General features: G+C 69.5%; 25 protein-coding genes. 4 read left to right on the top strand and 21 right to left on the bottom strand.

The window, feature by feature from the left end:
* Window positions 1-44: 44 nt before the first annotated feature.
* From RCO38_RS16760 to RCO38_RS16770, 3 genes are all read right to left on the bottom strand, one after another.
* Window positions 45-1,235: an ATP-binding protein gene (locus RCO38_RS16760; protein ID WP_308329490.1), complete on the bottom strand. Its 1,191-nt coding sequence runs from the start codon at window positions 1,233-1,235 to the stop codon at window positions 45-47.
* Complete coding sequence (locus RCO38_RS16765; RefSeq protein WP_308329491.1) at window positions 1,232-1,963, bottom strand: response regulator transcription factor; 732 nt, start codon at window positions 1,961-1,963, stop codon at window positions 1,232-1,234. Before RCO38_RS16765 ends, RCO38_RS16760 begins: the two co-directional genes overlap by 4 nt.
* 90 nt (window positions 1,964-2,053) lie before the next feature.
* Window positions 2,054-3,769 carry a GMC family oxidoreductase gene (locus RCO38_RS16770; RefSeq protein WP_308329492.1) on the bottom strand — a complete coding sequence of 572 codons (1,716 nt, stop codon included), beginning with the start codon at window positions 3,767-3,769 and terminating at the stop codon, window positions 2,054-2,056.
* Window positions 3,770-3,912: 143 nt separating this feature from the next.
* On the opposite strand from RCO38_RS16770, the gene RCO38_RS16775 reads away from it, so the two are divergent.
* From RCO38_RS16775 to gloA2, 3 genes are all read left to right on the top strand, one after another.
* Window positions 3,913-4,839, top strand: coding sequence for a LysR family transcriptional regulator (locus RCO38_RS16775; RefSeq protein ID WP_308329493.1), 927 nt, complete (start codon window positions 3,913-3,915; stop codon window positions 4,837-4,839).
* A gap of 64 nt (window positions 4,840-4,903) precedes the next feature.
* Window positions 4,904-6,091, top strand: coding sequence for an ATP-binding protein (locus RCO38_RS16780; RefSeq protein WP_308329494.1), 1,188 nt, complete (start codon window positions 4,904-4,906; stop codon window positions 6,089-6,091).
* Between the two features lie 445 nt (window positions 6,092-6,536).
* On the top strand, window positions 6,537-6,920 hold the full coding sequence (gene gloA2 / locus RCO38_RS16785) for an SMU1112c/YaeR family gloxylase I-like metalloprotein (RefSeq protein WP_308329495.1): 384 nt from the start codon (window positions 6,537-6,539) through the stop codon (window positions 6,918-6,920).
* Window positions 6,921-7,008: 88 nt separating this feature from the next.
* On the opposite strand, the gene RCO38_RS16790 is transcribed toward gloA2, so the two are convergent.
* Entirely contained in the window at window positions 7,009-7,878 is an 870-nt protein-coding gene (locus RCO38_RS16790) for a hypothetical protein (protein WP_308329496.1), read from the bottom strand.
* A 146-nt stretch (window positions 7,879-8,024) separates the two neighbouring features.
* Between RCO38_RS16790 and RCO38_RS16795 the strand changes: the two genes are divergently transcribed.
* Window positions 8,025-8,528, top strand: a complete 504-nt coding sequence (locus RCO38_RS16795) for a low molecular weight protein-tyrosine-phosphatase (protein WP_308329497.1) — start codon at window positions 8,025-8,027, stop codon at window positions 8,526-8,528.
* Window positions 8,529-8,550: 22 nt separating this feature from the next.
* Here the strand turns inward: RCO38_RS16795 and RCO38_RS16800 are convergent, their stop codons facing one another.
* The 17 genes from RCO38_RS16800 to RCO38_RS16880 form a co-directional block, all read right to left on the bottom strand.
* Window positions 8,551-9,531, bottom strand: a complete 981-nt coding sequence (locus RCO38_RS16800; RefSeq protein ID WP_308329498.1) for a Bug family tripartite tricarboxylate transporter substrate binding protein — start codon at window positions 9,529-9,531, stop codon at window positions 8,551-8,553.
* 35 nt (window positions 9,532-9,566) lie between these two features.
* Complete coding sequence (locus RCO38_RS16805) at window positions 9,567-11,036, bottom strand: NAD-dependent succinate-semialdehyde dehydrogenase (RefSeq protein WP_308329499.1); 1,470 nt, start codon at window positions 11,034-11,036, stop codon at window positions 9,567-9,569.
* A 14-nt stretch (window positions 11,037-11,050) separates the two neighbouring features.
* Window positions 11,051-11,800 carry an EthD domain-containing protein gene (locus RCO38_RS16810; RefSeq protein WP_308329500.1) on the bottom strand — a complete coding sequence of 250 codons (750 nt, stop codon included), beginning with the start codon at window positions 11,798-11,800 and terminating at the stop codon, window positions 11,051-11,053.
* A 29-nt stretch (window positions 11,801-11,829) separates the two neighbouring features.
* Window positions 11,830-12,849: a dihydrodipicolinate synthase family protein gene (locus RCO38_RS16815; RefSeq protein WP_308329501.1), complete on the bottom strand. Its 1,020-nt coding sequence runs from the start codon at window positions 12,847-12,849 to the stop codon at window positions 11,830-11,832.
* Window positions 12,850-12,875: 26 nt separating this feature from the next.
* Window positions 12,876-13,895, bottom strand: a complete 1,020-nt coding sequence (locus tag RCO38_RS16820) for an ornithine cyclodeaminase family protein (RefSeq protein ID WP_308329502.1) — start codon at window positions 13,893-13,895, stop codon at window positions 12,876-12,878.
* A gap of 109 nt (window positions 13,896-14,004) precedes the next feature.
* Entirely contained in the window at window positions 14,005-14,907 is a 903-nt protein-coding gene (locus RCO38_RS16825) for a LysR family transcriptional regulator (RefSeq protein WP_308329503.1), read from the bottom strand.
* Between the two features lie 10 nt (window positions 14,908-14,917).
* Window positions 14,918-15,877 (bottom strand): NAD-dependent epimerase/dehydratase family protein, encoded by a 960-nt coding sequence (locus tag RCO38_RS16830; RefSeq protein WP_308329504.1) that lies wholly within the window; start codon window positions 15,875-15,877, stop codon window positions 14,918-14,920.
* Between the two features lie 13 nt (window positions 15,878-15,890).
* Entirely contained in the window at window positions 15,891-16,859 is a 969-nt protein-coding gene (locus RCO38_RS16835) for a fumarylacetoacetate hydrolase family protein (RefSeq protein WP_308329505.1), read from the bottom strand.
* Window positions 16,860-16,878: 19 nt separating this feature from the next.
* Window positions 16,879-17,451 carry a cupin domain-containing protein gene (locus tag RCO38_RS16840; RefSeq protein WP_308329506.1) on the bottom strand — a complete coding sequence of 191 codons (573 nt, stop codon included), beginning with the start codon at window positions 17,449-17,451 and terminating at the stop codon, window positions 16,879-16,881.
* A 16-nt stretch (window positions 17,452-17,467) separates the two neighbouring features.
* Window positions 17,468-18,262, bottom strand: a complete 795-nt coding sequence (locus tag RCO38_RS16845) for a cyclase family protein (RefSeq protein WP_308329507.1) — start codon at window positions 18,260-18,262, stop codon at window positions 17,468-17,470.
* On the bottom strand, window positions 18,259-19,416 hold the full coding sequence (locus RCO38_RS16850; protein WP_308329508.1) for an MFS transporter: 1,158 nt from the start codon (window positions 19,414-19,416) through the stop codon (window positions 18,259-18,261). Before RCO38_RS16850 ends, RCO38_RS16845 begins: the two co-directional genes overlap by 4 nt.
* Before the next feature lie 13 nt (window positions 19,417-19,429).
* Window positions 19,430-20,560 carry an FAD-dependent oxidoreductase gene (locus RCO38_RS16855; RefSeq protein ID WP_308329509.1) on the bottom strand — a complete coding sequence of 377 codons (1,131 nt, stop codon included), beginning with the start codon at window positions 20,558-20,560 and terminating at the stop codon, window positions 19,430-19,432.
* Window positions 20,557-20,943, bottom strand: a complete 387-nt coding sequence (locus RCO38_RS16860) for a Rieske (2Fe-2S) protein (RefSeq protein WP_308329510.1) — start codon at window positions 20,941-20,943, stop codon at window positions 20,557-20,559. Before RCO38_RS16860 ends, RCO38_RS16855 begins: the two co-directional genes overlap by 4 nt.
* Window positions 20,936-21,877: a VOC family protein gene (locus RCO38_RS16865; RefSeq protein WP_308329511.1), complete on the bottom strand. Its 942-nt coding sequence runs from the start codon at window positions 21,875-21,877 to the stop codon at window positions 20,936-20,938. The genes RCO38_RS16860 and RCO38_RS16865 overlap by 8 nt, the downstream gene beginning before the upstream one ends.
* Before the next feature lie 31 nt (window positions 21,878-21,908).
* Complete coding sequence (locus RCO38_RS16870) at window positions 21,909-23,075, bottom strand: alpha/beta hydrolase family protein (RefSeq protein ID WP_308329512.1); 1,167 nt, start codon at window positions 23,073-23,075, stop codon at window positions 21,909-21,911.
* Between the two features lie 4 nt (window positions 23,076-23,079).
* Window positions 23,080-25,467, bottom strand: a complete 2,388-nt coding sequence (locus RCO38_RS16875; protein WP_308329513.1) for an efflux RND transporter permease subunit — start codon at window positions 25,465-25,467, stop codon at window positions 23,080-23,082.
* Window positions 25,464-26,501 (bottom strand): WD40/YVTN/BNR-like repeat-containing protein, encoded by a 1,038-nt coding sequence (locus tag RCO38_RS16880; protein WP_308329514.1) that lies wholly within the window; start codon window positions 26,499-26,501, stop codon window positions 25,464-25,466. Before RCO38_RS16880 ends, RCO38_RS16875 begins: the two co-directional genes overlap by 4 nt.
* Window positions 26,502-26,507 lie beyond the last annotated feature (6 nt).

The raw sequence follows: 26,507 nt of genomic DNA on the forward strand, positions 1-26,507 counted from the left end.
TGTTGGTGTCTGGCCCGACACAGAAGGCGCGCTGTCGCTGCGCCTCAGGCCACCGGCAGCACCAGGGTGGCGCGCAGGCCGCCTTCGGCACGGGTCTCCAGCAGCAGGCGGCCGCCCTCGCGCTGCGCCAGGTCGTGGGCAATGGCCAGGCCCAGACCGCTGCCCGCGGGTCCGGGGGCGCCCTCGCCCGCCGGCAGCCGGACCCAGGGACGCAGCACCTGCGGCACCAGATCGGGTGCGATGCCCGGACCGTCGTCGTCCACCGTCACCCGCACCTCGCCGTCCGACACGCCGCCCTCCCGCCGTGCATCCAGCCGCGCCACCCTTCCGTAGCGCAGCGCGTTGTCGACCAGGTTGTCCACGATGCGGCGCAGCGAGGCCGGGTGCGCGCGCACGCGCAGCGGCGGCGTTCCCCCGGCCGGTTCGACCAGCACGACCGCCTGGCCCTGCTCGGCGCGGTCGTCGACCAGCGACTGCAGCAACGCTCCCAGGTCCATCAGCGCAGGTGGTGCGCCGGTGGACTGTTCGCGCACCACCGCCAGCGAGGCATCGATCAGTTCGTCCATGGCGCGGATGTCCTGCGCCGCCGCCTGCGCCGCTTTCGGGGGCAGCTGCTCCAGTCGCAGGCGCAGCCGGGTGAGCGGCGTGCGCAGGTCGTGCGAGGCCGCGGCCATGTGCAGGCTGCGCTGCTCGAACTGCTGTTTGAGCGCCTGCGCCATGCGGTTGAAAGCCTGCGCAGACGCCCGCACTTCGGCCGTGCCACGGCCCTCATCCAGCGTGGGCGGGTCGCGCCCCTCGGCCAGGCCCTGCGACAGCGTGGCCGAGGCCTGGGCCAGGCGCCGCATCGGCGCCGAGAGCCAGCGCGCGCCGATGGCCGCGCCCACACCGATCAGCAGCGCGCGCAGGCCGAAGTCCAGCCAGAGGCTGCGTGCGGGCAGACCCGGCAGCGGCTGGCCGCGGCGTGGCGGCAGCTCCGCCACCGGCCCGGAAGGTGGCGTGCCCGCGTCGCGCGGGCTCCGGATGTCCAGTGGCCCGACCGGTGGCAGCGAGGGCAGCGGCGGCAGGGCCGAGACGCCTTCGGACGGCAGGCGCGCGACCCAGCCGGTGCCGGCCGGCGACACCACCGAGAAGGCGAACAGGTGGCTGATCACCAGGGTCACCCACATCAGCAGGAACAGGCGCAGGAACAGGGTGTCGATGCGGCGCAGGCGTTCGCGCCAGGCGCTGCGGCTCACGGCACGGCCCTCCGGGGTGCGAACAGGTAACCCGTGCCCCGCAGGGTGCGGATGAGGCCGTGCTGCGCATCGGGGTCGCCCAGCTTGTGGCGCAGGCGCGAGACGGCCAGGTCGATGCTGCGCTCGCTGGTGTCGACCCCCGGTGCGCGGGTCAGCTCCAGCAGGCGGTCGCGCGATAGCGCCTGCTCGGGGTGGTCGACGAAGGCGACCAGCAGCCGGTACTCGGCCGCCGAAAGCGTGTGCATCACGCCCTCGGGGTCGTAGAGCCGACGCTGCACACGCTCGAAGCGCCAGCCCCCGATGCGCACCGCGGCAGACGCCTGGGCCTGAGGCGAGGCGCTGGTGCTGCGACGCACAGCCCGGATGCGCGCCACCAGCTCGCGCGGCTCGAAGGGCTTGGGCAGGTAATCGTCGGCTCCCAGCTCCAGGCCCAGCACGCGCGAGAGCGTGTCGCCCTGCGCGGTCAGCATGATCACCGGCAGACCGGGCTGCACCCGCTTGACCCACTGGCACAGGTCCAGCCCGCTCTCGCCGGGCAGCATCAGGTCCAGCAGCAGCACGTCGACCGCGGCCGAGGGCAGGCGCTGGCGCAGGCCGTCACCGTCGGCCACCGCGTCCAGCCGCATGCCGAAGGGCTGAAGAAAGCCGGTGAGCAGTTCGCGGATGCTGGGGTCGTCGTCGACCAGCAGGCAATGCACGGGGGATGGAAGGGCAGCAGGATCGGACATGGGAACACCGGCACACGGGCGCGCCTGCCGCGCCCGACTGGGCCCAGTGTAGGCAGGGCACCCCGCGCCCGGGCGCCTGTGTCCGGATCTTTACCGGCCGGACACGATCCAGCGCGCCGCCTTCTCCGCGATCATCAGCGTCGGGCTGTTGGTGTTGCCGCTGGTGATGGTCGGCATCACGCCGGCATCGACCACGCGCAGCCCGGCCACGCCCCGCACCCGCAGGTGGCTGTCCACCACCGCCATCGGGTCATCGTCGCGCCCCATCTTGGCGGTGCCGACCGGGTGGAAGATGGTGCTGGCGATGTCCCCGGCCAGGCGCGCCAGTTCTTCGTCGCTCTGGTACTGCACGCCGGGCTTGAACTCTTCGGGCTTGAACTTCGCCAGCGCCGGCTGGCCCACGATGCGACGCGTCACGCGCAGGCTGTCGGCCGCCACCTTGCGGTCCTCTTCGGTGGCGAGGTAGTTGGGGGCGATGGCCGGTGCGTCCTCGAAGCGCGGGCTCTGGATGCGCACATGGCCGCGGCTGCTCGGGTTGAGGTTGCAGACGCTCGCCGTGAACGCCGGAAAACCGTGCAGCGGCTCGCCGAAGGCGTCGAGCGAGAGCGGCTGCACGTGGTATTCGAGGTTGGCGTGCGGCTGCGACGGGTCGCTTTTCGTGAACGCGCCGAGCTGACTCGGCGACATGCTCATCGGCCCGCTGCGCCGCAGCGCATATTCGAGCCCGATCGCCGCCTTGCCCCAGAGCGAGTTCGCCAGCGTGTTGAGGGTCTTGGCGCCCTGGACCTTGTAGACCGAGCGGATCTGCAGGTGGTCCTGCAGGTTCTCGCCCACGCCGGGCAGGTCTTTCGCGACCGCGATGCCGTGCCGCTGCAGCAGCGCGCCGGGGCCGATGCCCGAGAGCTGCAGGATCTGCACCGAGCCGATGCTGCCCGCGCTCAGGACCACCTCCTGCTTCGCGGTCACGGTCACCATCTCCTGCCCGGTCCAGACCTGCACCCCGGTGCAGCGCAGCGTGCCGTCGGCCTGCGGCGTGGTGTCCAGCTTCGCCACCTGGGCCGAGGTCCAGAGCTCGAAGTTGGGCCGCGCGTAACAGGTCGGGCGCACGAAGGCCTTGGCCGCGTTCCAGCGCCAGCCCGCCTTCTGGTTCACCTCGAAATAGCCCACGCCCTCGTTGTCGCCGCGGTTGAAGTCGTTGGTGGCCGGAATGCCTGCCTGCACCGCCGCCTGCGCGAACGCGTCCAGGATGTCCCAGCGCAGGCGCTGTTTCTCGATGCGCCACTCGCCGCCGGCCTGGTGGTGGCGCAGCAGGTGGCGCCACAGGTCTTCTTCGGCGGTGGCCGGTTGGGCCAGCAGTTCGGACGGACTGCCCTTGGCGCCGTGCAGCGCGCTCGCTCCCTTGTGGTGGTCTTCGTGCAGCTTGAAGTAAGGCAGCGCGTTGTCCCAGGCCCATTCGCCGTTGCCGGTGAGTTGCGCCCACTGGTCGTAGTCGCGCGCCTGGCCGCGCATGTAGATCATGCCGTTGATGCTCGAGCAGCCGCCCAGGGTCTTGCCGCGCGGGTAGCGCAGCTTGCGTCCGTTCAGGCCGGGGTCGGGCTCCGTCTGGTAGAGCCAGTCGGTGCGCGGATTGCCGATGCAGTACAGGTAGCCGACCGGGATGTGGATCCAGTGGTAGTCGTCCTTGCGGCCCGCCTCGATCAGCAGCACACGTTTGCTGGCGTCGGCCGAGAGCCGGTTGGCAAGCAGGCAGCCGGCCGTGCCGGCACCGATGATCACGTAGTCGAAGGTCGCGTTGTGCTCGCTCATGCGGGGAGTCTCCGGGTCGTTCTGTTCATTGGCCGGGCTGATGATGGCTTGCCTGCCTGACGCGAAACTGTGCCCGAAGCTCAGGGCTTTTCCCAATGAAATCGGCCAAGGCACGGTATAAGTCCGACAAATATCCGCTGCCCATGACTGCCCACCGGCCCACCCGTCTTCCCGCCACCGACCCGCAGACTTTGCGCGCCTTCGTCGCCGTCGCCCGCGAAGGCAACGTCTCGCGCGCGGCGCAGCGCCTGCACCTGAGCCAGCCCGCGGTGAGCCTGCAGCTCAAGACCCTGGCCGAGGCCACCGGCCTGCAGCTGTTCACGCGCACGCCGCAAGGCATGGCGCTCACGCGCGACGGCGCCGCCCTGCTGCCGCTGGCCGACCGCGCGCTCGCAGCCCTGTCGGACTTCGGCCAGGCCGCCGCCGCGCTGCACCAGACCGTGCGCGGCACGCTTCGCATCGGCACCATCCTCGACCCCGAGTTCACCCGCCTGGGCGCCTTCCTCAAACAGCTGGTCGAGACCACGCCGCAGGTGCACACCGAACTGGGCCAGGGCATGAGCGGCGACGTGCTGGCGCGCATCGCGCGCGGCGAACTCGACGTCGGCTTCTTCCTCGATCTGCCGCAGGACCCGCTGGGCCCGCCCTACCGGCTGCGGGCGCTCACCCGCTTCACCTACCGCGTGCTCGCGCCCGCCGGCTGGGGGCCGCAGGTCAAAGGCAAGGACTGGAAGGCCCTGGCCGCCCTGCCCTGGCTGGCCACGCCACCGGCCAGCGCGCACCACCGGCTGCAGCGCCGCGTATTCGGGCCGGGGTCGCTCACTGGCATCGAGCCGAGGCGCGTGGCGCTGGTGGATCAGGAGGCGTCGATGCTCGATCTGGTGAAGAGCGGCGTGGGTCTGTCACTGGTGCGCGACGCCATTGCGATGCGCGAGGCGCAGGCGCACGGGCTGGTGGTGGCCGACCAGGTGGCGCTGGAATGCGATCTCGGTCTGGTGTGCCTCGCGGAGCGGGCAGGCGAGCCGGTGATCGCGGCGGCGCTGGGGGCGCTGGATGCGGTGTGGGGGTGAGCCACATATTGAAGTTATAGAAATTAACGAAAACATGTATATTTAGATAACTTCAGTCGAAACCATGGACCCTATCCACAACCCATACTCCCCCGGCGCCGGCACGCCCCCGCCCGAACTGGCCGGTCGCGACGAGTTGCGGCGGCGCCTGGAAGTTGCCATCGGCCGCGTGCGCATCGGCAACCCCGCCAAGAGCATGATCCTCGTCGGCCTGCGCGGTGTGGGCAAAACCGTGCTGCTGGAACAGATGCGGCAGGACGCGGAGCAATCGGGCGTGCAAACCCTTCGCCTGGAAGCGCCGGAAAACCGCTCCTTACCGGCGCTGCTGAGCCCGCAGCTGCGGCTGGCCCTTCTCAAGCTCAGCACCATCGAGAACGCCAAGGCACTGGCACAGCGGGGCCTGCGCGCCCTGGCGGGTTTTGCTAAGGCCCTCAAGCTGAAATACGACGACATCGAGGTCGGTATCGACCTGGAGCCCGAGCAGGGGCTGGCTGACAACGGTGACCTTGAAGGCGACCTCGCCACCCTGCTCGAACAGGTGGGGCTCGCTGCAAAGCAAGCCCGAACCGCCGTCGTGCTGTTCATCGACGAGCTGCAGTACGTGGAAGAGGAACAGCTGGCGGCGCTGATCACCGCCTTGCACCGCTGCGCCCAGCAGAAGCTGCCAGTCATGCTCGTTGGTGCCGGACTGCCACAGCTGGTGGGCAAGGCGGGCAAAGCCAAGTCGTATGCCGAGCGCCTGTTCGACTATCCCGTCGTGGGACCGCTGAGCCGGACCGATGCTGCCCTGGCCATCACCAAACCGGCAGAAGCACTCAAGGTCAGTTTTGCACCCGACGCTGTAGACCGGATCATCGACGTCACTCAGGGCTACCCGTACTTCCTGCAGGAGTGGAGCAAGCAGACCTGGGACGCCGCGTCCGCCAGCCCGATCACGCCTCAAGACGTTCAGACCGCAGAGCCGCTAACGATCGCAGCCCTGGACGAAGGCTTTTTCAAAGTCCGTTTCGACCGGTGCAACCCCAGCGAACGCCGCTACCTGCGCGCCATGGCGGAGCTCGGCCCCGGCCCACACCGTTCAGGCGACATCGCCGCAAAGCTGGGCAAGTCGGTCAACACCTTCGCCCCCGTGCGCAGCAGTCTGATCAACAAGGGCATGGTCTGGAGTCCGAACCACGGCGAGACGGCGTTCACCGTGCCGCTGTTTGATGAGTTCATGCGGCGGGCGATGGTGATGCCTGAGGTGACGTAACCAACGTGGAGGACGAATGCCTTTCGACAACGACGAGGTCACTTGTACCGAATGCGGCAAACAACTCGACGCAACTCCTCCTCCCCATGACCCTCGCCTTTGCCCGGTTTGTGGCAGCACCAAAAGAACATACTCAATCTCTATGGTCGAGAGAGTTGTAGTGCACGACGGATATGCCCTGAAGGGGAAGCGACCGAACGAGAAAAAGCCGTTTATTGAAGAGCGCTCATTGCCCAGCTTCTCGCGTATGAGACAAAAATTCGTCCATCACCTGCGCGTGATTGATCGTGAAAATGATCACTATCTTGAAAGAGTTACCGACTATCAAAGCGGACACGTGATTCACGAGCAGGAAGAGCCGCTATCAATGCATCAAGGGCACGGTTCGGCAAAGCAACGCACTCCGCCGCAAAGCTCAATCACCTTGTTCAATCGCACCTGCTCCATGCTTCAAAGAATCCACCACGCCGCCATCATCTGCTCCGACTACCAGCGCTCCAGGCGCTTCTACACCGAGGTTCTGGGCCTGACGGTCATTGCCGAGCACTTCCGCGAAGCGCGCAATTCCTGGAAGCTGGACCTGGGTCTGCCCGACGGCTCGCAGGTGGAGCTGTTCTCCTTCCCCAGCGCGCCGCCGCGCCCGTCCTACCCCGAGGCGCAGGGCCTGCGGCATCTGGCGTTCGTGGTCGACGATGTGCCGGCCTGCAAGGCGCGGCTGGAGGCGCAGGGGGTGGCGGTGGAGCCGGTGCGGGTGGACGAGTACACCGGCCGGCGCTTCACCTTTTTCAGCGACCCGGACGGCCTGCCGCTGGAGCTGTACGAGGCGTGAGGCCTATGAATCCAGCGCCGGGCCGCCCCAAGCTGGATTCACACCCCCTCGAGGGGCAGCGACCCGCGCAGCGGCGGAGCGTGGGGGCCTAGTTCAGTTCCATGACCCTGGCCGGAAAGTCGTAGTTCTCGTCCAGCGCGCGCGCCGCCATCACCGGCAGCATGTGGGTGATGAACACCTCGCCGACCCAGCGGCGCACGGCCGGGTCGGCCGGTTTGGTTTTGGCGTGCAGGGTGAAGGCGCAGAAGCGGGTGATGCCGATGTCTTCGGTCAGGCCCAGTGGCACGTGCGGTGCGCGCAGCTGGCCTTCGGGCAGGGCGTGGGTGGTTTCCAGGCGCCAGGCGCCGAGCATGCGATCGAAGTGGCCGACGGTGCCCTTGCGCCAGATTTCGGCCACGTAGACGTTCCAGGCGCCGGGCTCTTCGGTGATGAAACCCCAGTCGAACTCGTGGACCGCGTCCGGCTCGGTGTCGAACACGCCGACCTCGCGCACGTCGTCGCGCATCGCGAACTCGGTGAACATCGCACCCGGCCCGGTCGGGCGGTCGTCGATGAAGCGGCTGACCGCCACGGGGTCGGCCACGAACAGCGGCTCGGGTTCGCTCCAGGCGCGTTTGGCGCGGTTGAGCAGGCGCGCGGTGGCGTCCACGCTCTTCTGCGCGTTGATGACCCAGTCCATGAAGGTCTTGCGGCCTTCGGGTTTGGACAGCTGCTCGACCGCCTGGTCGAAGGCGGCGTCGTCCTTGAGGTAGCCGTCCTCGCGCAGGCGCAGCACGATGTCCAGCAGCGAGTTGCGGGTGATGTGCTCCAGCGTGTAGGCCAGGTCGCCGCCGGGGTAATCGGTCATGGTGCGGCGGATCCAGTCCATCGTCGCCTCGTGCGACAGACCCTGCGGCGCGCGCGGCAGGTCGTTGAAGAGCGCGCGCAGCACGCGCACCGTGTCCAGATCGCTGGCCATGTCGGTCCCGGTGTCAGATAGAGAGGTGATCGATCGCCCGTGCCGGCGCGCCACCGCGGCGAGCCGTGCCCAGTGGACAGCATAGTCGCGAGCCCCGGGGGTTGAATACCCGGAAAAGTCACGTGTTTGCGGTTCAAATGCAGGCCATGAACGCCACGACTCCTTCCCGCTACCGCATTCTTTTCGTCTGCATGGGCAACATCTGCCGCAGCCCCACCGCCCAAGGCGTGTTGGAGGCGAAGGTCCGTGCGGCCGGCCTGGCCGACCGGGTCGACGTGGACTCGGCCGGCACGCTGGGCTACCACGCGGGCTCACCGCCCGACCACCGCAGCCAGGCGCACGCGCTGCGGCGCGGCTACGACCTGTCGAACCAGCGCGCGCGCCAGCTGACGGCGGACGACTTCGAAGCCTTCGACCTGGTGCTGGTGATGGACTGGGACAACCACGTGGCGGCCGAGCGGCTGTGCCCGCCCCGGCACATCCGCAAGCTGCGCCGTTTCGCCGAGTTCTGCGAGCGGCACGACAGCCCCGTCGTGCCCGACCCGTACCAGGGCGGGCCGGACGGGTTCGAGCACGTGCTCGACCTGGTCGAGGACGGCAGCGAGGGGCTGCTGGCGCACGTGCGCCGGCAGCTGGGACTGGCGCCCTGACCCGCCCGCCTTCCGCCCGGCCCTACTCCTTGAACGTCAGCCTGGCATCGTTGGCGATGCGCCGGTAGAGCACCATGTCCTGCTGGACCGCGCTGGCCAGCGCCGAGGGCGACCCGCTGGCGGCGGTGATGCCCAGGTCTTCCATCTGTTTGGTCAGGCCGGGGTCGGCCAGCGCTGCGTTGACGGCCTTGTTCAGCCGCTCCACCACCGCAGCCGGCGTGCCCACCGGGGCGAACAGGCCCAGCCAGGACCCGAGGACAAAGTCCTTGAGACCGCTTTCCGCCGCCGTGGGGACGCCGGGCAGGCGCGGGTCGCGGTGTGTGCCGGTGACCGCGACGATCTTCACCTTGCCTGCATCGGCATAGGACTTGGCGGTGGCGTCGAAGGTCAGGTCCAGCACCCCGCCTGCGACGTCGATGATGGCGGCCGCGGTGGACTTGTACGGCACATGGACCATCTCCGTGCCCGTCAGGCTCTGGAAGAACTCGCCGGCAAAGTGGGCCCCGCTGCCCATGCCCGCGCTGCCGTAGCTCAGCTTGCCGGGGTGCTTGCGGGCGTGGGCGATGAACTCGCCGAGGGTGTTGACGGGCAACCGGGTGCTCACCGCCACGGGCAGGCCGTAGGTGCCCACCAGGGCCACAGGCGCCAGCGCCTTCACCGGGTCGTACTTCACCGCCGAGTCCGTGATGGGCAGGATGGTGTAGCTGGGGTTGGTGAAGAGCAGGGTCGTGCCGTCCGGGTCGGCGCGCATGACGGCCTCGGAGCCGATGCGCGAACCCGCCCCAGGGCGGTTCTCGATGACCAGGGTCTGCGCCAGCGACTTCGACACGCGGTCCAGAACGCCCCGCGCCACCTGGTCGGTGATGCCGCCCGCCACGAAGGGCACGACCACTTTGATGACGCCGGGACCTGCGACGGATTGCGCCGACGCCGCGGCCGACGCGCCGAGCAGGGCCGCGCCGGCAAGTGTCTGGAGCAGGCGGCGCCTGGAGGGATCAAACATGGGAGTCTCCTGGTTGTGATTCGAGAACAGGACGATCAGTGGTGGTCGATGCCGTCCCAGCACAGGTACTTGATTTCGAGGAACTCGTCGATGCCGTACTGGGAGCCTTCGCGCCCCAGGCCGCTCTGCTTGACGCCACCGAAGGGCGCGACCTCGGTCGAGATCAGACCGGTGTTGATGCCCACCATGCCGGACTCGATGGCCTCGGCCGTGCGCCAGATGCGGGACGCGTCCCGGCTGAACAGGTAGGCTGCCAGGCCGAACTCGGTGTCGTTGGCCATCGCGATCGCCTCGTCGTCGGTGTGGAAGCGGATCAGGGGCATCACGGGGCCGAAGGTTTCCTCGATCGCGACGGCCATCCGGGGCCCCACGTCGGCGAGCACCGTGGGTTCGTAAAAGCCGCCCCCCAGGGCGTGGCGCCGCCCGCCGGTGAGCACGCGCGCCCCGGCCGCGACAGCGTCGGCCACGTGCGCCTCGACCTTGCGCACGGCGGCCGCGTCGATCATCGGCCCGATCTGCACGCCGTCTTCCAGACCGTGGCCGACCTTCAGGCCCGCCACGCGCTCGGCCAGGCGCCGCGCCAGCGCGTCGTGAATGCCGTCCTGCACCATCACGCGGTTGGCGGCGATGCAGGACTGGCCTGTGTTGCGAAACTTGGCCACCAGGATGCCTTCGACCGCGAGGTCGAGGTCCGCGTCGTCGAACACGATGCAGGGCGCGTTGCCGCCCAGCTCCATCGAACACTTCTTGATGGTGGCGGCGGACTGTTGCAGCAAGACCCGGCCGACTTCCGTCGAGCCGGTGAAGGTGAGCTTGCGCACTAGGGGGTGCGCGGTCAGCACGCCCCCGATGGCGCGCGTGTCGCTGCCGGTGACCACGTTGAACACGCCGGCCGGCACGCCCGCGCGCAGGGCGAGTTCGCCCAGGGCCAGCGCCGTCAACGGGGTCTGGCTGGCGGGCTTGACCACCATGGTGCAGCCCGCGGCGAGCGCCGGGCCGGCCTTGCGGGCGATCATTGCGGCCGGGAAGTTCCAGGGCGTGATCGCCGCGCAGACGCCGATGGGCTGCTTGAGGGCGACGATGCGCTGCGTGTCCTTGGGGGCGGGGATCACGTCGCCGCGCACGCGCTTGGCTTCTTCGGCGAACCACTGCACAAAACCGGCGGCGTAGTCGATTTCACCGTGCGCTTCGGCCAGGGGCTTGCCCTCCTCCAGCGTGATCAGCGCGGCCAGGTCGTCCTTGCTGTCCACGATGAGCTGCCACCAGCGGTACAGGACCTGCGAACGGTGCTTGGCCGTGGTTTTGCGCCAGCTGCGGAAGGCCTTGTCCGCGGCTTCCACGGCGCGGGTGACTTCGGCCTCCTTGCAGCGTGGGAGGCGGGCCAACAGTTCTCCGTTGGCCGGATTGAAGAGATCCGAAGCGCCGTGCGGCGTGTCGGTGACCCATTGGCCGTCGATCAGCGCGGCTTCGCGCCAGAGGCCGGGGTCTTTGAGCAGGGTCTTCATGGTTTGCATCCGTTTCAGGCTTCGAGCCGCTCGTAGATGAGCACCTCGGTCGCGCAGACGAAGAACGACTGCGCAGGGTCGTAGAACGCGGCTCCGGCTTCGGCATTGATCGCCAGCAGCGCGCGCTCGTACGCCCGGAACGTGCCCACGGAGGCGGTGCTGTCGAACCACAGGCTGCCGACGCCTTCGTAGATCGGGACGTCCTTGGCGCCGAAGTACGCCAGCATCGGATTGAACTCACTGACCTGGCGGTTGTGCACGCAACGCCGGATCGCGGCGGCCGCCAAGGGCGACGCGGCCAGCGCGCGTTCGTGCGCCCGCGCCCAGCGCTCGAAGAACACCGCCAGGTCCAGGCCGTCGGCCATGCGCAGGTACTGCATGACCTTGGCGCCGACCGCGCGGCCGGGCTGCGGCACCGGCTGTTCGGCCTCCACCGCCACCAGGCTGAGCGTGCGGCTGGTGTCGGCGAAGTTGGCCGCATCGGGCCCCACCTTCGTGCGCACATGCTCGTGTGCGAAGTTGGCCTGCATGTCCTGCGGGCTGTCCCACCACAGCTCGGTGATCGAGTCGCGTGCCATCGTCATCGCGTGCACGCTGTCGGCGCCGCTGCCGTAGGCGCTGTCGAAGACGTGGTTCTGCACGTAGCGGCGCAGCTTGACCGGCTGCTCTTTCGAGATCGCGCCGTGCACATGCTGCACGTAGGCCAGGTACTCGGCATGCGTCATGCCGGGCTTGCGGCAGAGGGCTGCCATCATCTTGATCATGGTTGTTCCTTGTCTGGTCGTTGTTGCCATCAGCAGGGATGACGGCCGGTCATGAACGCCGAATCGGGGTCGGCCGTGACCTCGCAGCCCGAGGCCATCAGGCCCTGGCGCAGCGACTTCATGAAGCGGTCGGGGATGCGCAGCGTGGGCGCGCGCAGCGGGCCGCCGTTGAAGCCGGCCAGCCAGTCCTGGTACTTCCACTGCGTGCGGTTGAGTGCGCCGATGGCCGGCGCCGACGCGGCCGAGGCCGCGGTGTTGGCCTGGCGCGCCGGGTTCACCTTCCAGTACAGCTGCATCGCCTCTTCCCAGCGGCCGGTGCGCGCCAGCTCGAACGCGCGCGGGTAGTAGTCGCCCATCCACTGCGTGTTGCTGGTGCCCGAGAACTGCAGCTGCATCAGGCTCATCAGCGGAATCGCGTCGGCCTCGATGGGGCAGCTGATCACCACCTCGTCACGGAAGTGGTGGTACATCTCGCAGATGCCGGCCGGCAGCGGGAAGCCCTGTTCCGACTTGATGGCCACGATGTTGGGGCAATCGGCCAGCAGGCGCCGCACCAGTTCCACCGACATGCCGGCCGGGTGCACGCGCTCGAAGCCCCAGGTCGGGATGGGAAACAGCATCACGCCCAGGTCGGTGGCGTCGCAGAAGGCCTTGGTGTAGTCGTGGATCTCCTGCTCGCTGGTCGGCCAGAAGTTCGACGGGTACGACAGCAGCACCAGGTCGGCACCGGCCTTCTCGGCCAGCTTCACGGCCCGGATGTTCTCGGCCAGCGTGCCGAAAGCGGCATGGAAGAACAGGCCCAGCTGGCCACCGGCGGTGTCGCGCGCCAGCGCGGTGAACTGCGCGTTCTCTTCGGCGGTGATCGCGACCTCGGAGCACAGCAGCGTGTAGGTGAAGCCCAGCTTCTGGGTCAGCTCGATGTCGTGGCGGATGCCGCGCTCGTTGAGCCGGCTGAGGTCGGCCGAATAGGACGGGATGGTGACTGCGGAGCAGCCCAACAGATGTTCACGGGCCCAGGCGCGGGCGTCTTTGCGTTGGTACGAAGCCATGGTGTTCCTTGTGGAGGCGGGACGGGTTACTTGGAGACGGGGACGATGCTGTGGGCGAGCGGTATGCCCACACCCTGTTCGCGGGCGCGGGCCAGCAGCATCTCGGCGGTGACGACGTCCTGCAGGGCGGAGCCGACGGACTTGTAGACCACGATGTCGGCGGCGTTCTGGCGCACGGCCTGGCCCGACACAAAGTCGCTGAGCGAGACCAGCCGGGACGACACATCGACACCGGCCCGGTGCGCGGCCAGCAGGTCGCCGGTATCGTGCGCCACCTCGTCGACCATGTCGGCGACGATGAGGGCGGCCCGCGCCAGCACCTGCTCGTCCACCTCGCGCTGCTCGGGCAGGGTGGAGCCGACGGACACCACGGTCATGCCGGGTTCCAGCCACTCACCCCGCAGCACGGGCGACTCGTCGCGGCTGCGCGCGGCGCACAGCACCACGTCGGCACCCCGCACCGCGTCCTGCGCTGCGACGGCCGGCTCCACGTTCAGCGACGCCTGGCTGCGCATGTCGGCGGCAAAGCGCTCACGGCTGGCGGGCGTGGGGCTGAAGACCCGTACCGCCGCCAGCGCGCGGACCGAGGCCAGGGCCAGCAGCAGCCCGCGGGCCTCGAAGCCCGCGCCGATCATGGCCACGCGCAGCGGGCGCCGGGGCGCCGCCGTGTCGATGGCGACCGCGGCCGTGGCGGCGGTGCGGATGCCGGTGATCCGGTTGCCATCGATCAGGGCGGCCAGACCCATCGTGGTCTGGTCGAACAGCGAGATGAGGTAGCTGGCCCGGCGGTGCGTCATCGACGCCGAGATCAGCTTGCAGCCCAGGTGGCCACCCGAGGGCGACACGGCGGTGAGCGCGCGCAGCCACAGGCCGTCGCCGCGGGCCATGGACCGCGGCGGCACCATGGCCGGGCTGACGCCGCCGGCGTAGGCCTGGTGCAGCGCGCGGATGGCCGAGGGCCAGTCGGTCAGGCCGGCGACATCGGCGTCGGAAAGAAAAAGGGTCGGCGGCACGGCGATGGCCGCATCGGGGTGGGAAGCTCCCAAGGCATGTCTCCTGTGAATGGAGACGCATGCTAGGGATGGGTGGCCCTTCGAGCGAGCCTGTGGACGCGAAAGCAGCTATCCGGATTCCGGACGGCTGAGCGCCCGGGCCTTACGGCGTCAGCAAGGCCGGCGCCGTTTCCAGGATGAGCCGGGACACCTCGCGCAGGGCCTGCGTGGAGGGCCGGTGCAGCGTGGTGCCCAGCACCACCGAACGGGGCAGCACCGGGTCGACGATGAGCAGGGTGGCCAGCCGCTGGCGCTGTGGCTCGCTCAGCTGGCCCGCCGTGATGGCCAGGCCGCCGCCGTGCGCCACGATCTCGTGCTGGAGGTGGATGGAGTCGGCCTCCGCCGCGACCGTCAGCGCCGCACCATGCTGCCGCGCCAGCGTCTCCAGCCGCGCGCGCAGGGGGTGGGGAGGCGACGGCAGCACCAGGGGCAGGGTCAGCACGTCCCTGAAGGCGATGGACTGGCGCCCCGCGAGCGCGTGGCCCAGGGGCACCACCAGCAGCAGCGGCAGCGTGGTCAGCACCGGCTCGTCCGCGCGCGCGGTGTGGTCCTCGCGCAGCAGCAGCGCGAGATCCAGCCGGCCTTCGTTGAGCCACTCTTCCAGCTGCGCGCTGGAGCCTTCGGTGATGTGCAGCTGCACCTCCGGAAAGCGTTGTCGGGATTCGGCAAACAGCGGGCCGGCGAGCAGGGCCACGGTCGAGGGCAGCAGACCGAGGCGGACCTCGCCCATGGGAACGCCCCGGCTGGTGCGTATGTCGTCGGCCAGCTGTTCGCCCTCGCGGATCAGCGCCTTGACACGGGGGTAGATGCGCTCGCCCAGCTCCGTCAGCACGACGCCACGCCCGGTCCTGCGGAACAGCCGGCTACCGGACTCCGCCTCCAGCTGAGCGATGTGCCGGCTGACCACCGACTGGGGCAGGTCCAGCGCGGCCGAGGCGCGCGACAGGCTGCCCAGTTCAGCGACCTTTGCGAACAGGTGCCACTTGGAATCGAGGATGGTCTGCAACCGCCCTCCTTCAGCCAGACGCGAGCGCCTGCCGCACCAGCGCCTCCAGGTCCGCATCCGCCCGGAAGCCCGCCGCCTCGGCGTGCGGCGTGACCAGCGGCGGGAAGCGCCCGAACAGGGTTTCGATGCGCGCGTCGGGCGCCCAGCGCACCAGGTCGGCGGCGGGCACACCATGCACACGACCGACCGCCTGCACCAAGTCGGCCATGGCAAAGCGCAGGGTGGGCAGCGTCAGCACCCGGTGGCCCTCCGTGGCCGCCACGTCGAAACGGGCCGCGTGCAGCAACTGTTCGACCACACAGGGCAATGAGGACGCCCAGGTGGTGGCGTCCGGCCCGGTGGGGCAGGTGAAGGCCCGGCCCGCCGCCAGTTCGCGGATGAGGTCGCTGAGGAAGGCGGAGAGCTGGCCGGTGCGCGCGGGCGGACGGGCCAGCACGCCCGGGATGCGCACGGCCCGGCCATCGACCCAGCCGCGCCGGCTGAAATCCTCCACCCACAGCTCGCCGATGCGCTTCTGGGTGCCGTAGGTCATCTGCGGACGGCAGGGTGTGTCGTCGTCCACCACCGTGGGCATGTGGCCGAACACCGCGATGGAGCTGGCGAACACGAACACCGGCGCGCGATGGCCGGCGGCCACCTGCCGCTGCCCGTGCTCCAGCAGGGTCTGCGTGGCCTCCAGATTGACGCAGCGCGCCAGCGGGTAGTTCTGTTCGGCGGTGCCGCCGGGGATGCTGGCGAGGTGGAACAGCGCGTCGATGGGCGGCCCCTCTTCCAACACGCCGCGCAGCCAGCCGGCGTCGCCCATGTCGCCGGCGCAGTGCCGCACGCCCTCCGGCGGCTGGCCGTCGAATGCCAGGTCCAGCAGCGTGAGCCGGGTGACGGTCCGCTCGCCCAGCCGGCTGTCGGGCTGCAGGCGCTGCGCCAGGGCCCGCCCCAGAAACCCCGCTGCGCCGGTGATCAGCATATGCATCGCGGAGCTCCCTTCACCCCGCCACCACGCGCTGGTCGATCACGCCGAAGGGGCCGGGCCGGCCGTCCTCGAACAGCGCCTGCATGCGCACGCGGTCGCCGAACTTCATGAACCCGGTGCGGATCTCGCCCTGGTCGATCTTCTCGATCACACGGCGCTCCGCGATGCACGCACTGCCGGCCGAACGTGCCTTGTTGCTGACCGTGCCGGAGCCGACGATGCACCCGGCGGTCAGTCGGCGCGTGCGGGCGGCGTGGGCGACGAGCTGGCCGAAGTGGAAGTTCATCTCGCCGCCGTGCGGTTCGCCAAAGCGCTCGCCGTTCCACTGCACCTGCAGCCGCATCTGCACCCGGCCGTCGCGCCAGGCGCCGCCCAGCTCGTCGGGCGTGACCGCCACGGGCGCGAAGGCGGTGGACGGTTTGGCCTGCAGGAAGCCGAAGCCGGTCTTCATCTCGTGCGGGCCCAGCGCGCGCAGGCTCCAGTCGTTGATCTGCACCACCAGGCGCACGCAGGCCAGCGCCGCCTCGGGCGAGGCGCCCATGGGCACCGGCCCGGTGACCACGCCGAACTCGCCCTCGAAGTCGATGCCGTCGGCCTCGCTGGGCAGGGGCACGTCGTCGGTCGGTCCGAGGAAGTCGTCGCTCGCGCCCTGGTACATCACCGGCACGCTGTCGAAGTGGGGGATGGGCGACAAGTTGAAGGCCTCCTCCATCAGGCGGCCGTGGTTCAGGAAGGCCGAGCCGTCCAGCCACTGCGGGCTGCGCGGCAGCGGCGCCGTGCAGGTGCTCGGGTCGAAGTCGAAAGCGCCGGGCGCGGAGCCGGCGTTGAGCGATTCGTACAGGTCGGCCAGCGGCAGCGCCACGGCGTCCCAGCGTTGCAGGGCGTCGAGCAGGCTGCTCGCCACGGGGCCGGCGGGCACCGCGCGGGTCAGGTCACGGGAGACGAGCAGCAGGCGGCCGTCGCGCAGGGTTGCGAATTTCATCGGTCGTCCTTCAACACCATCAGGCCAGGGCCGCGGCAATGGCCGGGTCGTAGACGCCGTCGATCAGCACGAACAGCATGCGGCAGGGCTTGCCCGACCGGTTCGCCCAGGCGTGGTTGGTGCCACGCTGCACGACCACGCTGCCGGGCATGAGCAGCACCTCGCCCTCGTCGAGCACCAGGGTGATCTCGCCTTCGATGACGACACCGTAGTCCACGCTCTCGGTGCGGTGCATCAGCGGGTGCGGCGAATCGGCCTTCACGGTCGAGGCCTTCTCGTCGCCGATCTGTGCGAAGGCGCCCTTCATCTTGCCGGCCCCCTGCGACAGGAACTCCGCCGTGTCGGGCGGGATGTCGACGAAGCGCATGCGCGTGCCCTGCTTGGGCGGCGGCAGCATCAGCGGACCCAGCGTCGGGTCGGCGCCGTTGTCGACCGGGGCCGGGGTGGCGGCGGTGCTCCAGACCTCGTGGAACAGTGTGCCGGGGATGGCGGCGATCTCGACCACGTTGGGCAGCGGGCCGCTGCTGGTGACGACGGCCTTGCCGTCGGCGCTGTGGCCGGTGACGACGCGGTAAATGGGGGGAAAGCTCACGGCATGTCCTTTTCAATCAGTCTTCAAAAATCGCCACGGCCCGCGTCCAGCCGGCACTGGCGCCGCGGATCTTGTGCGGGAAACAGCTGATGGTGAAACCCGTGGCCGGAACGGCTTCGAGGTTGTGCAGTTTTTCCAGGTGGCAGTAACCGATGTCGCGACCGGCCTTGTGGCCCTCCCAGATCAGGGCCTTGTTGCCGGTCTCGGCGACCTTCTTCGCTGTGTGCGAGAAGGGCGCGTCCCAGCTCCAGGCGTCGGTGCCGGTCAGGCGCACGCCGCGTTCGAGCAGGTACATGGTGGCCTCATAGCCCATGCCGCAGCCGGCGCCCAGGTAGTCGTTGTGGCCGTAGCGGCTGCCGGCGCGGGTGTTGACCACCACGATGTCCAGCGGCTCCAGCGTGTGCCCGATGCGCTGCAGCTCGGCCTCGACATCGGCCGCGGTGGCCACATAGCCGTCGGGGAAGCGGCGGAAGTCCAGCTTCACGCCGGGCTGGAAGCACCACTCCAGCGGCACCTGGTCGATGGTGATCGAGGGCCGGCTGCCGCCGTTCTTCGCGTCCTGCGTGGAGTGGAAGTGCCAGGGCGCGTCCAGGTGGGTGCCGTTGTGCGTGGTCAGGGTCACCCACTCCGCGGCCGCGGCCTCGCCGTCGGGGTAGTCCTCGGGCTGTGTGCCGGGCAGCATGGCCATGAACTCGGGCAGGGTGTCGGCGTGTTTCTGGTACGTGATCTTCGGTGCCAGCGGGGGCGGGTCGGAGAGCACGTCGTTTTCCAGGTAGATGGAGAGGTCGACAAAGCGGCGCAGGGGTTTCATGCCGGTTCCTGGGCCAAGGAAGAAGGTGCATGCCCCGGCAGGCGGGACATGCACAAGACGGCCAGGCTGCCGATGAGCAGCGCCGCCAGACCCAGACTGCCGTAGCCGGCGGTCTTGACAAGGGTGCCCCCCAGCACCGGGCCGATGGCCGCGCCCACCATCAGCATGGCGGGCGTGGCGGCCATGGCGCGGCCGCTGGGTTCGAGCCGGGCCATCAGGCCGAAGGCGAAGGTGTGGGTGAAGATCATCACCGCGACAAAGACCGAGGCCGCGCCGGCGAAGGCGTAGAAGCCGGGTGCGTTCATGATGGTCGCCGCCAGCAGGGCCTGGATCACCGGTCCCACCAGCAGCACGCGGCGTGCGCTCCAGCGCTTCTCGAAAAAGGCCGCCAGCGCGGCCGGCAGCAGGTTGACGAAGCCCAGCACCACCAGCACGCCGGTGATGGCGTTCAGGCTGAAGCCCCGGTCGTTGCCAGCGCGCTCCAGGAAGCTGAAGATCATGGACTGCACCAGGGCCATGGCGCTGATGCCCAGGATGCCGAACCACACGGCGCGCGGAATGGTGGCCACCGGCGCGCCCTGGCGGTCTGCCGGTGCGAGCTCGGGCTCGGGGAAGCCGATGGCGCAGACCAGGGCCGCCAGCAGCATCACCGCACCGAAGATGGCAAACAGCAGGTAGCCACCCGCCGCGGCGATGGCCTTGGGCGAGGTGCCCAGGAACAGCACGGCAAACACGCCCAGGCCCACGCCCACCATGGCGAACTTCAGGTGTGGGTTGGCGCTGCGTGCGATGGTGCCGTGGGTGGCGCTCAGCGCCGCACCGGCCGCCAGGCCACCGGCCGCGTGCAGCACGGCCATGGTGGTGTAGTCCAGCGGCTGCGAGAGCAGGCCGAAGCAGGTGGCAGCGATCGCGTAACCGCCGGCGGCCACCCAGCGCCCCTTGACGCGCTGGAAGCGCGAGGCCAGGAACACGCTGGAGAGCACGGCGCCGATCAGGAACAGCGTGGCAAGGCCGCCGGCCTGCTGGGGGTCGAGCTTGTAGTATTGGATCAGGGTGCCGACCCAGACGGGCAGCGCCATGAGGTCGATCATGCCGGCGCAGTGCGCGACGATCAGGGCCACATGGCCGAAGGTGCTGGTGGAGCGTGTGCTCATGGCGGACTCCTTCTCAGATGGGTTGGGCCAGCGCCATCAGCGAGTCGCGCATGATCCGACTGTGTTCTTCCTTGTCGCCGCCAGCGACCTCGATCTCGCCCAGGCGGGCCGAGTTCTGCACCACCATGCGGCAGCGCTCCCAGCGCCGCTGCTCGAACGCGGCCAGGGCCTGGTCCACTGCAGTTGCACGCGCCAGTTCCTCGGCCAGCACCAGCGCGTCCTCGATGCCGATGCAGGCGCCCGAGGCCAGGTGCGGCGTGGTGGCGTGCACCGTGTCGCCGATCAGCACCACGCGGCCACTGAACCAGGGGCGCGGCATCAGCAGGCCTTCGAGCGGTCGGTAGATGATTTGCGAATCCGGACCGATCTGCTCGCGGATGGCCAACAGCGCGGGCGCGGAGAAGTCGGCCAGCAGGCCGCGCAGGTGGTCCACGAACGTGGCGGGGTCGACGTGCTGTTTGGTGGGGCACGGCTCGGTGACGAAGAGGTACATCTCGGTTTTCGAGACCGGGTTCACGCCGGGCTTGATGCGCGGCCCCATCCACATGACGCAGGTCTCGATTTCGGGTGGCCGCGGCAGCACGGCCCGCCAGACGGCCTGGCCGCTGTACTGGGGCTTGGGCGCCTGCGGGAACACCGCCTCGCGCACCGTGGAGTACAGGCCGTCGGCGCCGATGACCAGGTCGTAACGCTGGCGGCTGCCGTCGGTGAAGCTCACTTCCACGCCGTCGGCGTCCTGCTCGATGGCGGTGAAGGTGCAGCCCAGGCGCACGTTGGTGCCGCTGGCCCGCGTGGCCTCGGCCAGGATGCGGGCCAGCACCGGCCGCATGATGGCGCCGCCGCCCGGAATGTCGGTGCCGGCGATGCGCGGCGTGGGCAGCTCGGCCACCTTGGGGCCGTGGGGCAGACACAGCTGCACGCCGTCGGCGGCGCTGCCGTGTTCCAGGAAAGCGTCCAGCACGCCCAGGGAGCGCAAGGCACGCAGCGTGGCGCCGCCCAGGCTGATGCCGGCGCCGTAGCTGCGCCAGCCGGGATCGATCTCGACCAGGTCGACCTCGGCGCCCTGCTTGCGCAGTTCGATGGCGGCCGACATGCCGGAGAAGCCTCCGCCGATGATGAGGATGCGTGGTGCAACGAGGTTCATGTTTTGTCTCCTGGGGTCTTTGTGGGGATTTGCAGGTCGGGTGGCGGTGCGAGCATCAGATCACCCTGCGGGGTCAGGGTGAATGGCACCGGGGTCAGCCGGTCGCCAAGACAGGGGCCCTGCACGCACAGGCCACTGTCGAGTTCGAACAACGCGCCATGGGCGGCGCAGACGATGCGGTCGCCCGCGGCGTTCAGGTAGGCGTCGCGGCGCCATGGCAGCGGCGTGCCGTGGTGTGGGCAACGGTCGGCCCAGAGCTGCACCTGCGCGCCACGGCGCACCGCGAACACGGTGGCGCGACCCCGGCCCGCCGGGTCGAAGCCGCGCGCGCCGCCGTCGGGCAGATCGGCCAGCGCGCACAGGCGCACGGCGGACTCAGGCATAAGCGCCGTTCTCCTGCGTGTCCGGGCCCGGCGCCCACTTCTGGCGGTAGCCCAGCAGGAAGGCCTGCGAGGCTTCGGCACCGACCGCCATCTCGCGCGGCTGCCAGCTCGCGTCGTGCAGGTCCATGTCGGCGTCCATCTCCATGTGGCAGCCGAAGGGGCTGTTGAAGTACCAGAACCAGTTCGATCCCATCTGGTGCCGGCCCGGGCCCCAGAACGGCTGGTAGCCCTTTTCGACAAAGCGCGCGCCGTTCTGCATCACCTCGCTGGGGCCGGCGAAGTGGAAGGTGAAGTGCTCGCAGCCCTTCATGAACGCCGGTGCGCCGATGAAGAAATGGGTGTGGTGGTCCTGCGTGCCCTGCGGCTGCAGGAAGGGGCCGACACCGGTGAAGCGGTCGGTGCAGCGAAAGCCCAGGCGCTGCACATAGAAGGCCTCGGCCTTGACCGGGTCGGCGACGAAATAGACCACGTGCGAGAGCGAACGCGGCCGGATCTGCGGCGAGTGTGCGTTCACGCCCAGCTGGTTGACCCGCCGCAGAAAGGGCGAGCCGGGCGCGTTGGCGATCTCGCCGGCCTTTTCGAACGGCCGGCGCACGCTGAGCTGGAAGGCGATCACAAAGCCCTCGTCATCGACCGATTCGATCGATCCGTCGGGCAGGGCACGCACCTCGCGGTCGCGCCCCAGCTCGGCGGCGATGGCATCGAGGTCGGCGCGCGCGGCCACACCCATGACCGTCCTGCGCAAGCGGCAGCCGGCGTTGGGCGGCGCGGGCAGCGTCGGGTCGTTCTCGTCGGCGATCACGATGGCCGTGCCGTCGATGGCCTCGAAGCGGCCGCCACCCGCGTCGATGAGGCCGTAGTCCAGCAGGTACTGCGTGCAGCCGGCGATGTCGTCGACCGCGAAATGCAGTGCGTCCAGTCCGATGATGTTCATGTTGGTTTCCCTTGTGTGGTGTCTTGATGGGTCAGGCGGCCGTGCGGCCACCCAGGTTTTCGGCCAGCCAGTCGGCGATGTAGTGACCGGCGTTGATGCTGTTGTCGAAGCTCGCGTGCTGCACGCCGCCTTCGCGGTCGGTGAAGATCTTGAGTTCGCGCTTGGGGCTGTTGACGAGCTGCTCGTAGGTGCGGTGCGCCCACTTGAGCGGGATCTGCGAATCCTTTTCGCCGTGCGTGACGAGGAACGGCACCTTGATCTTCTCGACCACGCCGTCCAGGTGCACGTTTTCCGCGATGCGCATGAAGTCGTCGATGTCCTTGGCGCCCCAGACCCAGCACACGTGGGCCCAGTAGTGCGGCACCGGGAAGTCGCCCTCCTTCTCCAGCCGACGCTTCTGCACGTCGCGCCAGTCGTGGTTGGCGCCCCAGGCCACGCCGCAGGCAAAGCGCGGCTCCATGGCCACGCTGCGCGGACAGTAGTAGCCGCCCAGCGACACGCCCTCGCAGCCGATGCGCTTGGGGTCCACCTCGGGGTGCTGTTCCAGCCAGTCGACCACGCGGCTGGCCCAGTGTTCGGTGTCGTAGCGCGCGGTCAGGCCCTGCAGGCGCAGCGCTTCGCCGGTGCCGGGCTGGTCGAGCACCAGCGAGGACACGCCGCGCCTGGCCAGCCAGGCTGGCAGGCCCACGAGCATCTTCATCTCCTTGATCGAATCCAGGCCGTTGAGCTGCACGCACAGCGGTGCGCGCTCGCCGGGCTTGAGGCCATCGGCGGGGTAGTACAGGCCCGCGAGGTGTTTGCCCTCGTAGGGGATCTCCACGCGCTGCACGCGGTCGCCCGTCATTCGCGAGCCCTGGAGGAACAGCGCCAGCGCGCGCTGGTAGATCGCCAGGCGGCCCGGCGCGTTGTGCGCCTGCAGACGCTCGGCGGTGATCAGGTAGCCCGAAGCGCGGCGGTACTTTTCGCCGGCCGACAGCAGGCGGCCCTGGGCCTCGTCTTCGGTCGCCAGTTCACAGAGCCGGTCGGCCATGCTCACCCAGGTCTCGCGGAAGGCGACGGTGCCGGCGGCATCGGGCGCTTTGGCGGCCTCCTGCAGCGGGGCACACATCTGCTCGATCTCGCCCATGCGCGCGCCCATCTCGATGGCGAGATTGACCGAGAGGTTCCAGACGTAGTTGGTGGGGAAATACTTGTACATGGGATCAGTGGGCTGGGAGGTGGTTGGAGAGGGGAGCGGACGCGACGGCGCGCAGCGGCGCAGGCCGCAGCAGGAAGTGCGCGAGCGCGGGCAGCAGCACGAGGGCACCGAGCATGTTCCAGAGAAACATGAAGGCCAGCAGCAGGCCCATGTCGGCCTGGAACTTGATGGGGCTGGCGACCCAGGTGATGACACCGACGGCCAGCGTGACGCCGGTGAGCATCACCACCTTGCCGGTGAACAGCAGGGCGCGGTAGTAGGCGTCCGACAGGCTCTTGCCTTCGCGCAGCTGCGCCAGCGTGATGGACAGGATGTAGAGCGCGTAGTCCACGCCGATGCCCACGCCCAGCGCGATCACCGGCAGCGTGGCGACCTTCACGCCCATGCCCAGCGCCACCATCAGCGCCTCGGCCAGGAACGAGGTCACCACCAGCGGCAGCACCGCCACCACCACCGCGCGCCAGGAGCGGAAGGTGATGAAGCACAGCAGCACCACGGCGCCGTAGACCATCAGCAGCATGGTGCGCCAGGCGTCCTTGACCACGATGTTGGTCGCGGCCTCGATGCCGGCGCTGCCGGCGGCGAGCAGGAACTGCGTGTCGGCCGTGTTGTTGGCCTGTGCGAAGGCCTCGACGTGGTCCACCACGCGGCTGAGCGTGTCGGCCTTGTGGTCGCGCAGAAAGACGTAGACCGTGAGCAGGCCGCAGGCGTCGTTGTAGAGGCCGCGCGGCGCACCGGCCGTCACGGTGTTGAGCATGTCCTGGTTGGGCAGGAACTCGTACCAGCGCGGGTTGCCTTCGTTCAGGCCCGAGAGCACGCGGCGGTTGAGCAGCGCGAGCGTGTTGGTGTTCTCCACGCCGTCGATCTGGCGCAGCTCCCATTCGAGCGCGTCGATCTTGTTGAGCGTCTCGTAGGCCGAACACTGGCCCTCGGGCGTCTTGACCATCACGGCCAGCACGTCGCTGCCGGCGCCGTAGGCGGCGTTCATGAAGGCCACGTCGCGGTTGTAGCGGCTGTCCGCGCGCAGCTCGGGCGCGCCGGGGTCGAGGTCGCCGATCTTGAGCTGCGTGCTGGCGGCGAAACCGCCCAGGCCCATCAGCAGCCCGGCCACCACCGCCACCGCGGCCCAGGGGCGCTGGGTGAAGCGGTCGAGCAGGACCCACATCGGGTGCCTGGCGGCGCCGGAGGCGTCGGCCTGCTCGGCGCGCAGGCTGCGCGCGGCGGCGCTCGCGCTCACGCCGGTGTAGCTCAGCAGGATGGGCAGCAGGATCAGGTTGGTGAAGATCAGCACCGCGACGCCGATGGACGCGGCAATCGCCAGCTCGCGGATGACCTGGATGTCGATCACCAGCAGCACCGCGAAGCCCACCGCGTCGGCCAGCAGGGCCGTGAGCCCGGCCAGGAACAGGCGGCGGAAGGTGTAGCGCGCGGCCACCAGCTTGGGCAACCCGCGGCCCACGTCCTGCATGATGCCGTTCATCTTCTGCGCGCCGTGGCTCATGCCGATGGCGAAGACCAGGAAGGGCACGAGGATGGAGTACGGGTCCAGCGCGTAGCCCAGCAGCGGCAGCAGGCCCAGCTGCCAGACCACCGCGATCAGCGAGGCCAGCACCACCAGCAGCGTGGAGCGCACGCAGCGCGTGTACCAGAACACCATGGCCGTGGCGATGGCGACCGCGAGGGCGAAAAACACCAGCACCGCCTTCACGCCGTCGATCAGGTCGCCCACGATCTTGGCGAAGCCGGTGATGTGCACGCTCACGCCTTCGGCCTCGTACTTGGTGCGCAGCGCGTCGAGCTGGCCCGAGAGCTTCGCGTAGTCGATGGCCCGGCCCTCGGCGTCCCTGGCGAGCAGCGGCACAAAGATCACCGAGGACTTCGCGTCGCGCGCCACGGTCTGGCCGATCTCGCCCGAGCGCGCCACGTTGGCGGCGAGCTGCTGCAGCTTGGCCGATGAGCCGTCGAAGCCGTCGGGGATCACCGGACCACCTTCGAGTCCGTCTTCGGTCACTCCGACCCAGCGCGTGCTCGGGGTCCAGAGCGACTTCATGCGCGCGCGGTCCACGCCGGGCAACAGGAACACCTCATCGGAGAGGCGCCGCAGGGTGTCGAGGTACTTCGCGTCGTAAATCGAACCGTCCGGCTGGGCCACTGCGATGCGCACCGCGTTGCCCAGGCCGCTCAGCTCGTTCTGCTGCGCGAGGAAGTTCTGGATGTAGGGGTGGCTGGTGGGGATGGTCTTCTCGAAGCTGGCGTTGAGCTGCAGGCGAGTGGCCTGCCAGCCCAGCAGCAGGGTCACCAGCGCACACAGCAGCAGCACGATGGCGCGGTGGTTGAACAGCGCGCGCTCGATCAGCGAGCCCGAACGGGGGTCGAATGTCTGAGCGTTCATTGCAGCGCTCCTGCATCGACGGGCACCACACCGGCCACACCCAGCGTGAGCAGCGACCCGCCCTGCAGTGGCAGCAGGGCCGCGGGCATGGGCACCGGGGGCGTCTTCAGCGGCAGCAGCGCATCGCCTTGCAGGCGCAGCACCGCGCCGGCCTGGCTGGCGAGCAGCAACCCGCCCTTGGCGTCGACCGCCATGGCGGTGATGGTCGCCGGCACCGGTGAGGCCAGCTGCGTCCACTGCGCACCGCCATCGGTGGAGCGCCACACATTGCCTCGCAGCCCGGCCAGCACGGCCAGGCCGTCGGCGCGGATTTCGCCGGCGAACCAGCTGCCTTTGTAAGGGGAGTTCATGGTCTGAAAGCTCTGGCCACCGTCGGTGGAGCGGGCCAGCAGGCCCTGCTCACCGGCCAGCAGCAAGGTGTCGCCCGCGCGCCGCGCCACGTACCAGTGAAGGGCCCTGGGGTTGGGCAGGCGATCCATCCAGGGCGTCCAGGTCTCGCCGCCGTCGGCGCTGTAGAAAGCCAGCCCGTAGGCGCCCACTGCGAGCAGGCGCTTGGCGTCCCACTGCAGCACGTCGAGGAAGGGTTTGTCGGGTCCGTCGGCGAGCAGGCGCTCGGCGTCCTGCTGCGCGGCGGGCGTGGTGGCGCTGGCCTTGGCCAGTTCGGCCAGGCGCAGGCCGTCCAGGCGCAGGCGCCAGCTGGCGCCCGCGTCGTCGGTGGTCAGCACCGTGCCGCCGTGGCCCACGGCCACGCCGTGTTGATCATCGGCAAAACGCACCATGGTCAGCGTCACGCTCACCGGGCTCGGGGCCTGGCGCCAGCTGGCGCCGCGGTCGTCGCTCAGGGCCACGATGCCGCGCTCGCCCACCGCCACGAGGCGCGCACCGGCCTGGGCCGCCGCGAGCAGCACGGCGCGCTGTGGCGCCTTCACGGCGAGGGCGGGACGCAGCAGTGCATCGCCCACCGGCGAGCGGGCCAGCGCGGAGCCGGCACCGGTCGCCGCGCACACCACGGCCAGGAGAAGTGACAGACGCATGGTGCT

The organism is Hydrogenophaga pseudoflava, assembly GCF_031020795.1.
Taxonomy (GTDB): Bacteria; Pseudomonadota; Gammaproteobacteria; order Burkholderiales; family Burkholderiaceae_C; genus Hydrogenophaga; species Hydrogenophaga pseudoflava_A.

Excerpts from the sequence above, each read along its gene's own strand:
- RCO38_RS16865 (WP_308329511.1), bottom strand. The coding sequence starts at position 21,877 with ATGAACATCATCGGACTGGACGCACTGCATTTCGCGGTCGACGACATC.
- RCO38_RS16880 (WP_308329514.1), bottom strand. The coding sequence starts at position 26,501 with ATGCGTCTGTCACTTCTCCTGGCCGTGGTGTGCGCGGCGACCGGTGCC.
- RCO38_RS16780 (WP_308329494.1), top strand. The coding sequence starts at position 4,904 with ATGGACCCTATCCACAACCCATACTCCCCCGGCGCCGGCACGCCCCCG.
- RCO38_RS16870 (WP_308329512.1), bottom strand. The coding sequence starts at position 23,075 with ATGTACAAGTATTTCCCCACCAACTACGTCTGGAACCTCTCGGTCAAT.
- RCO38_RS16790 (WP_308329496.1), bottom strand. The coding sequence starts at position 7,878 with ATGGCCAGCGATCTGGACACGGTGCGCGTGCTGCGCGCGCTCTTCAAC.
- RCO38_RS16835 (WP_308329505.1), bottom strand. The coding sequence starts at position 16,859 with ATGAAATTCGCAACCCTGCGCGACGGCCGCCTGCTGCTCGTCTCCCGT.
- RCO38_RS16765 (WP_308329491.1), bottom strand. The coding sequence starts at position 1,963 with ATGTCCGATCCTGCTGCCCTTCCATCCCCCGTGCATTGCCTGCTGGTC.
- RCO38_RS16850 (WP_308329508.1), bottom strand. The coding sequence starts at position 19,416 with ATGAGCACACGCTCCACCAGCACCTTCGGCCATGTGGCCCTGATCGTC.
- RCO38_RS16845 (WP_308329507.1), bottom strand. The coding sequence starts at position 18,262 with ATGAAACCCCTGCGCCGCTTTGTCGACCTCTCCATCTACCTGGAAAAC.
- RCO38_RS16875 (WP_308329513.1), bottom strand. The coding sequence starts at position 25,467 with ATGAACGCTCAGACATTCGACCCCCGTTCGGGCTCGCTGATCGAGCGC.
- RCO38_RS16770 (WP_308329492.1), bottom strand. The coding sequence starts at position 3,769 with ATGAGCGAGCACAACGCGACCTTCGACTACGTGATCATCGGTGCCGGC.
- RCO38_RS16800 (WP_308329498.1), bottom strand. The coding sequence starts at position 9,531 with ATGTTTGATCCCTCCAGGCGCCGCCTGCTCCAGACACTTGCCGGCGCG.
- RCO38_RS16805 (WP_308329499.1), bottom strand. The coding sequence starts at position 11,036 with ATGAAGACCCTGCTCAAAGACCCCGGCCTCTGGCGCGAAGCCGCGCTG.
- RCO38_RS16815 (WP_308329501.1), bottom strand. The coding sequence starts at position 12,849 with ATGGCTTCGTACCAACGCAAAGACGCCCGCGCCTGGGCCCGTGAACAT.
- RCO38_RS16795 (WP_308329497.1), top strand. The coding sequence starts at position 8,025 with ATGAACGCCACGACTCCTTCCCGCTACCGCATTCTTTTCGTCTGCATG.
- RCO38_RS16860 (WP_308329510.1), bottom strand. The coding sequence starts at position 20,943 with ATGCCTGAGTCCGCCGTGCGCCTGTGCGCGCTGGCCGATCTGCCCGAC.
- RCO38_RS16775 (WP_308329493.1), top strand. The coding sequence starts at position 3,913 with ATGACTGCCCACCGGCCCACCCGTCTTCCCGCCACCGACCCGCAGACT.
- gloA2 (WP_308329495.1), top strand. The coding sequence starts at position 6,537 with ATGCTTCAAAGAATCCACCACGCCGCCATCATCTGCTCCGACTACCAG.
- RCO38_RS16830 (WP_308329504.1), bottom strand. The coding sequence starts at position 15,877 with ATGCATATGCTGATCACCGGCGCAGCGGGGTTTCTGGGGCGGGCCCTG.
- RCO38_RS16855 (WP_308329509.1), bottom strand. The coding sequence starts at position 20,560 with ATGAACCTCGTTGCACCACGCATCCTCATCATCGGCGGAGGCTTCTCC.
- RCO38_RS16810 (WP_308329500.1), bottom strand. The coding sequence starts at position 11,800 with ATGATCAAGATGATGGCAGCCCTCTGCCGCAAGCCCGGCATGACGCAT.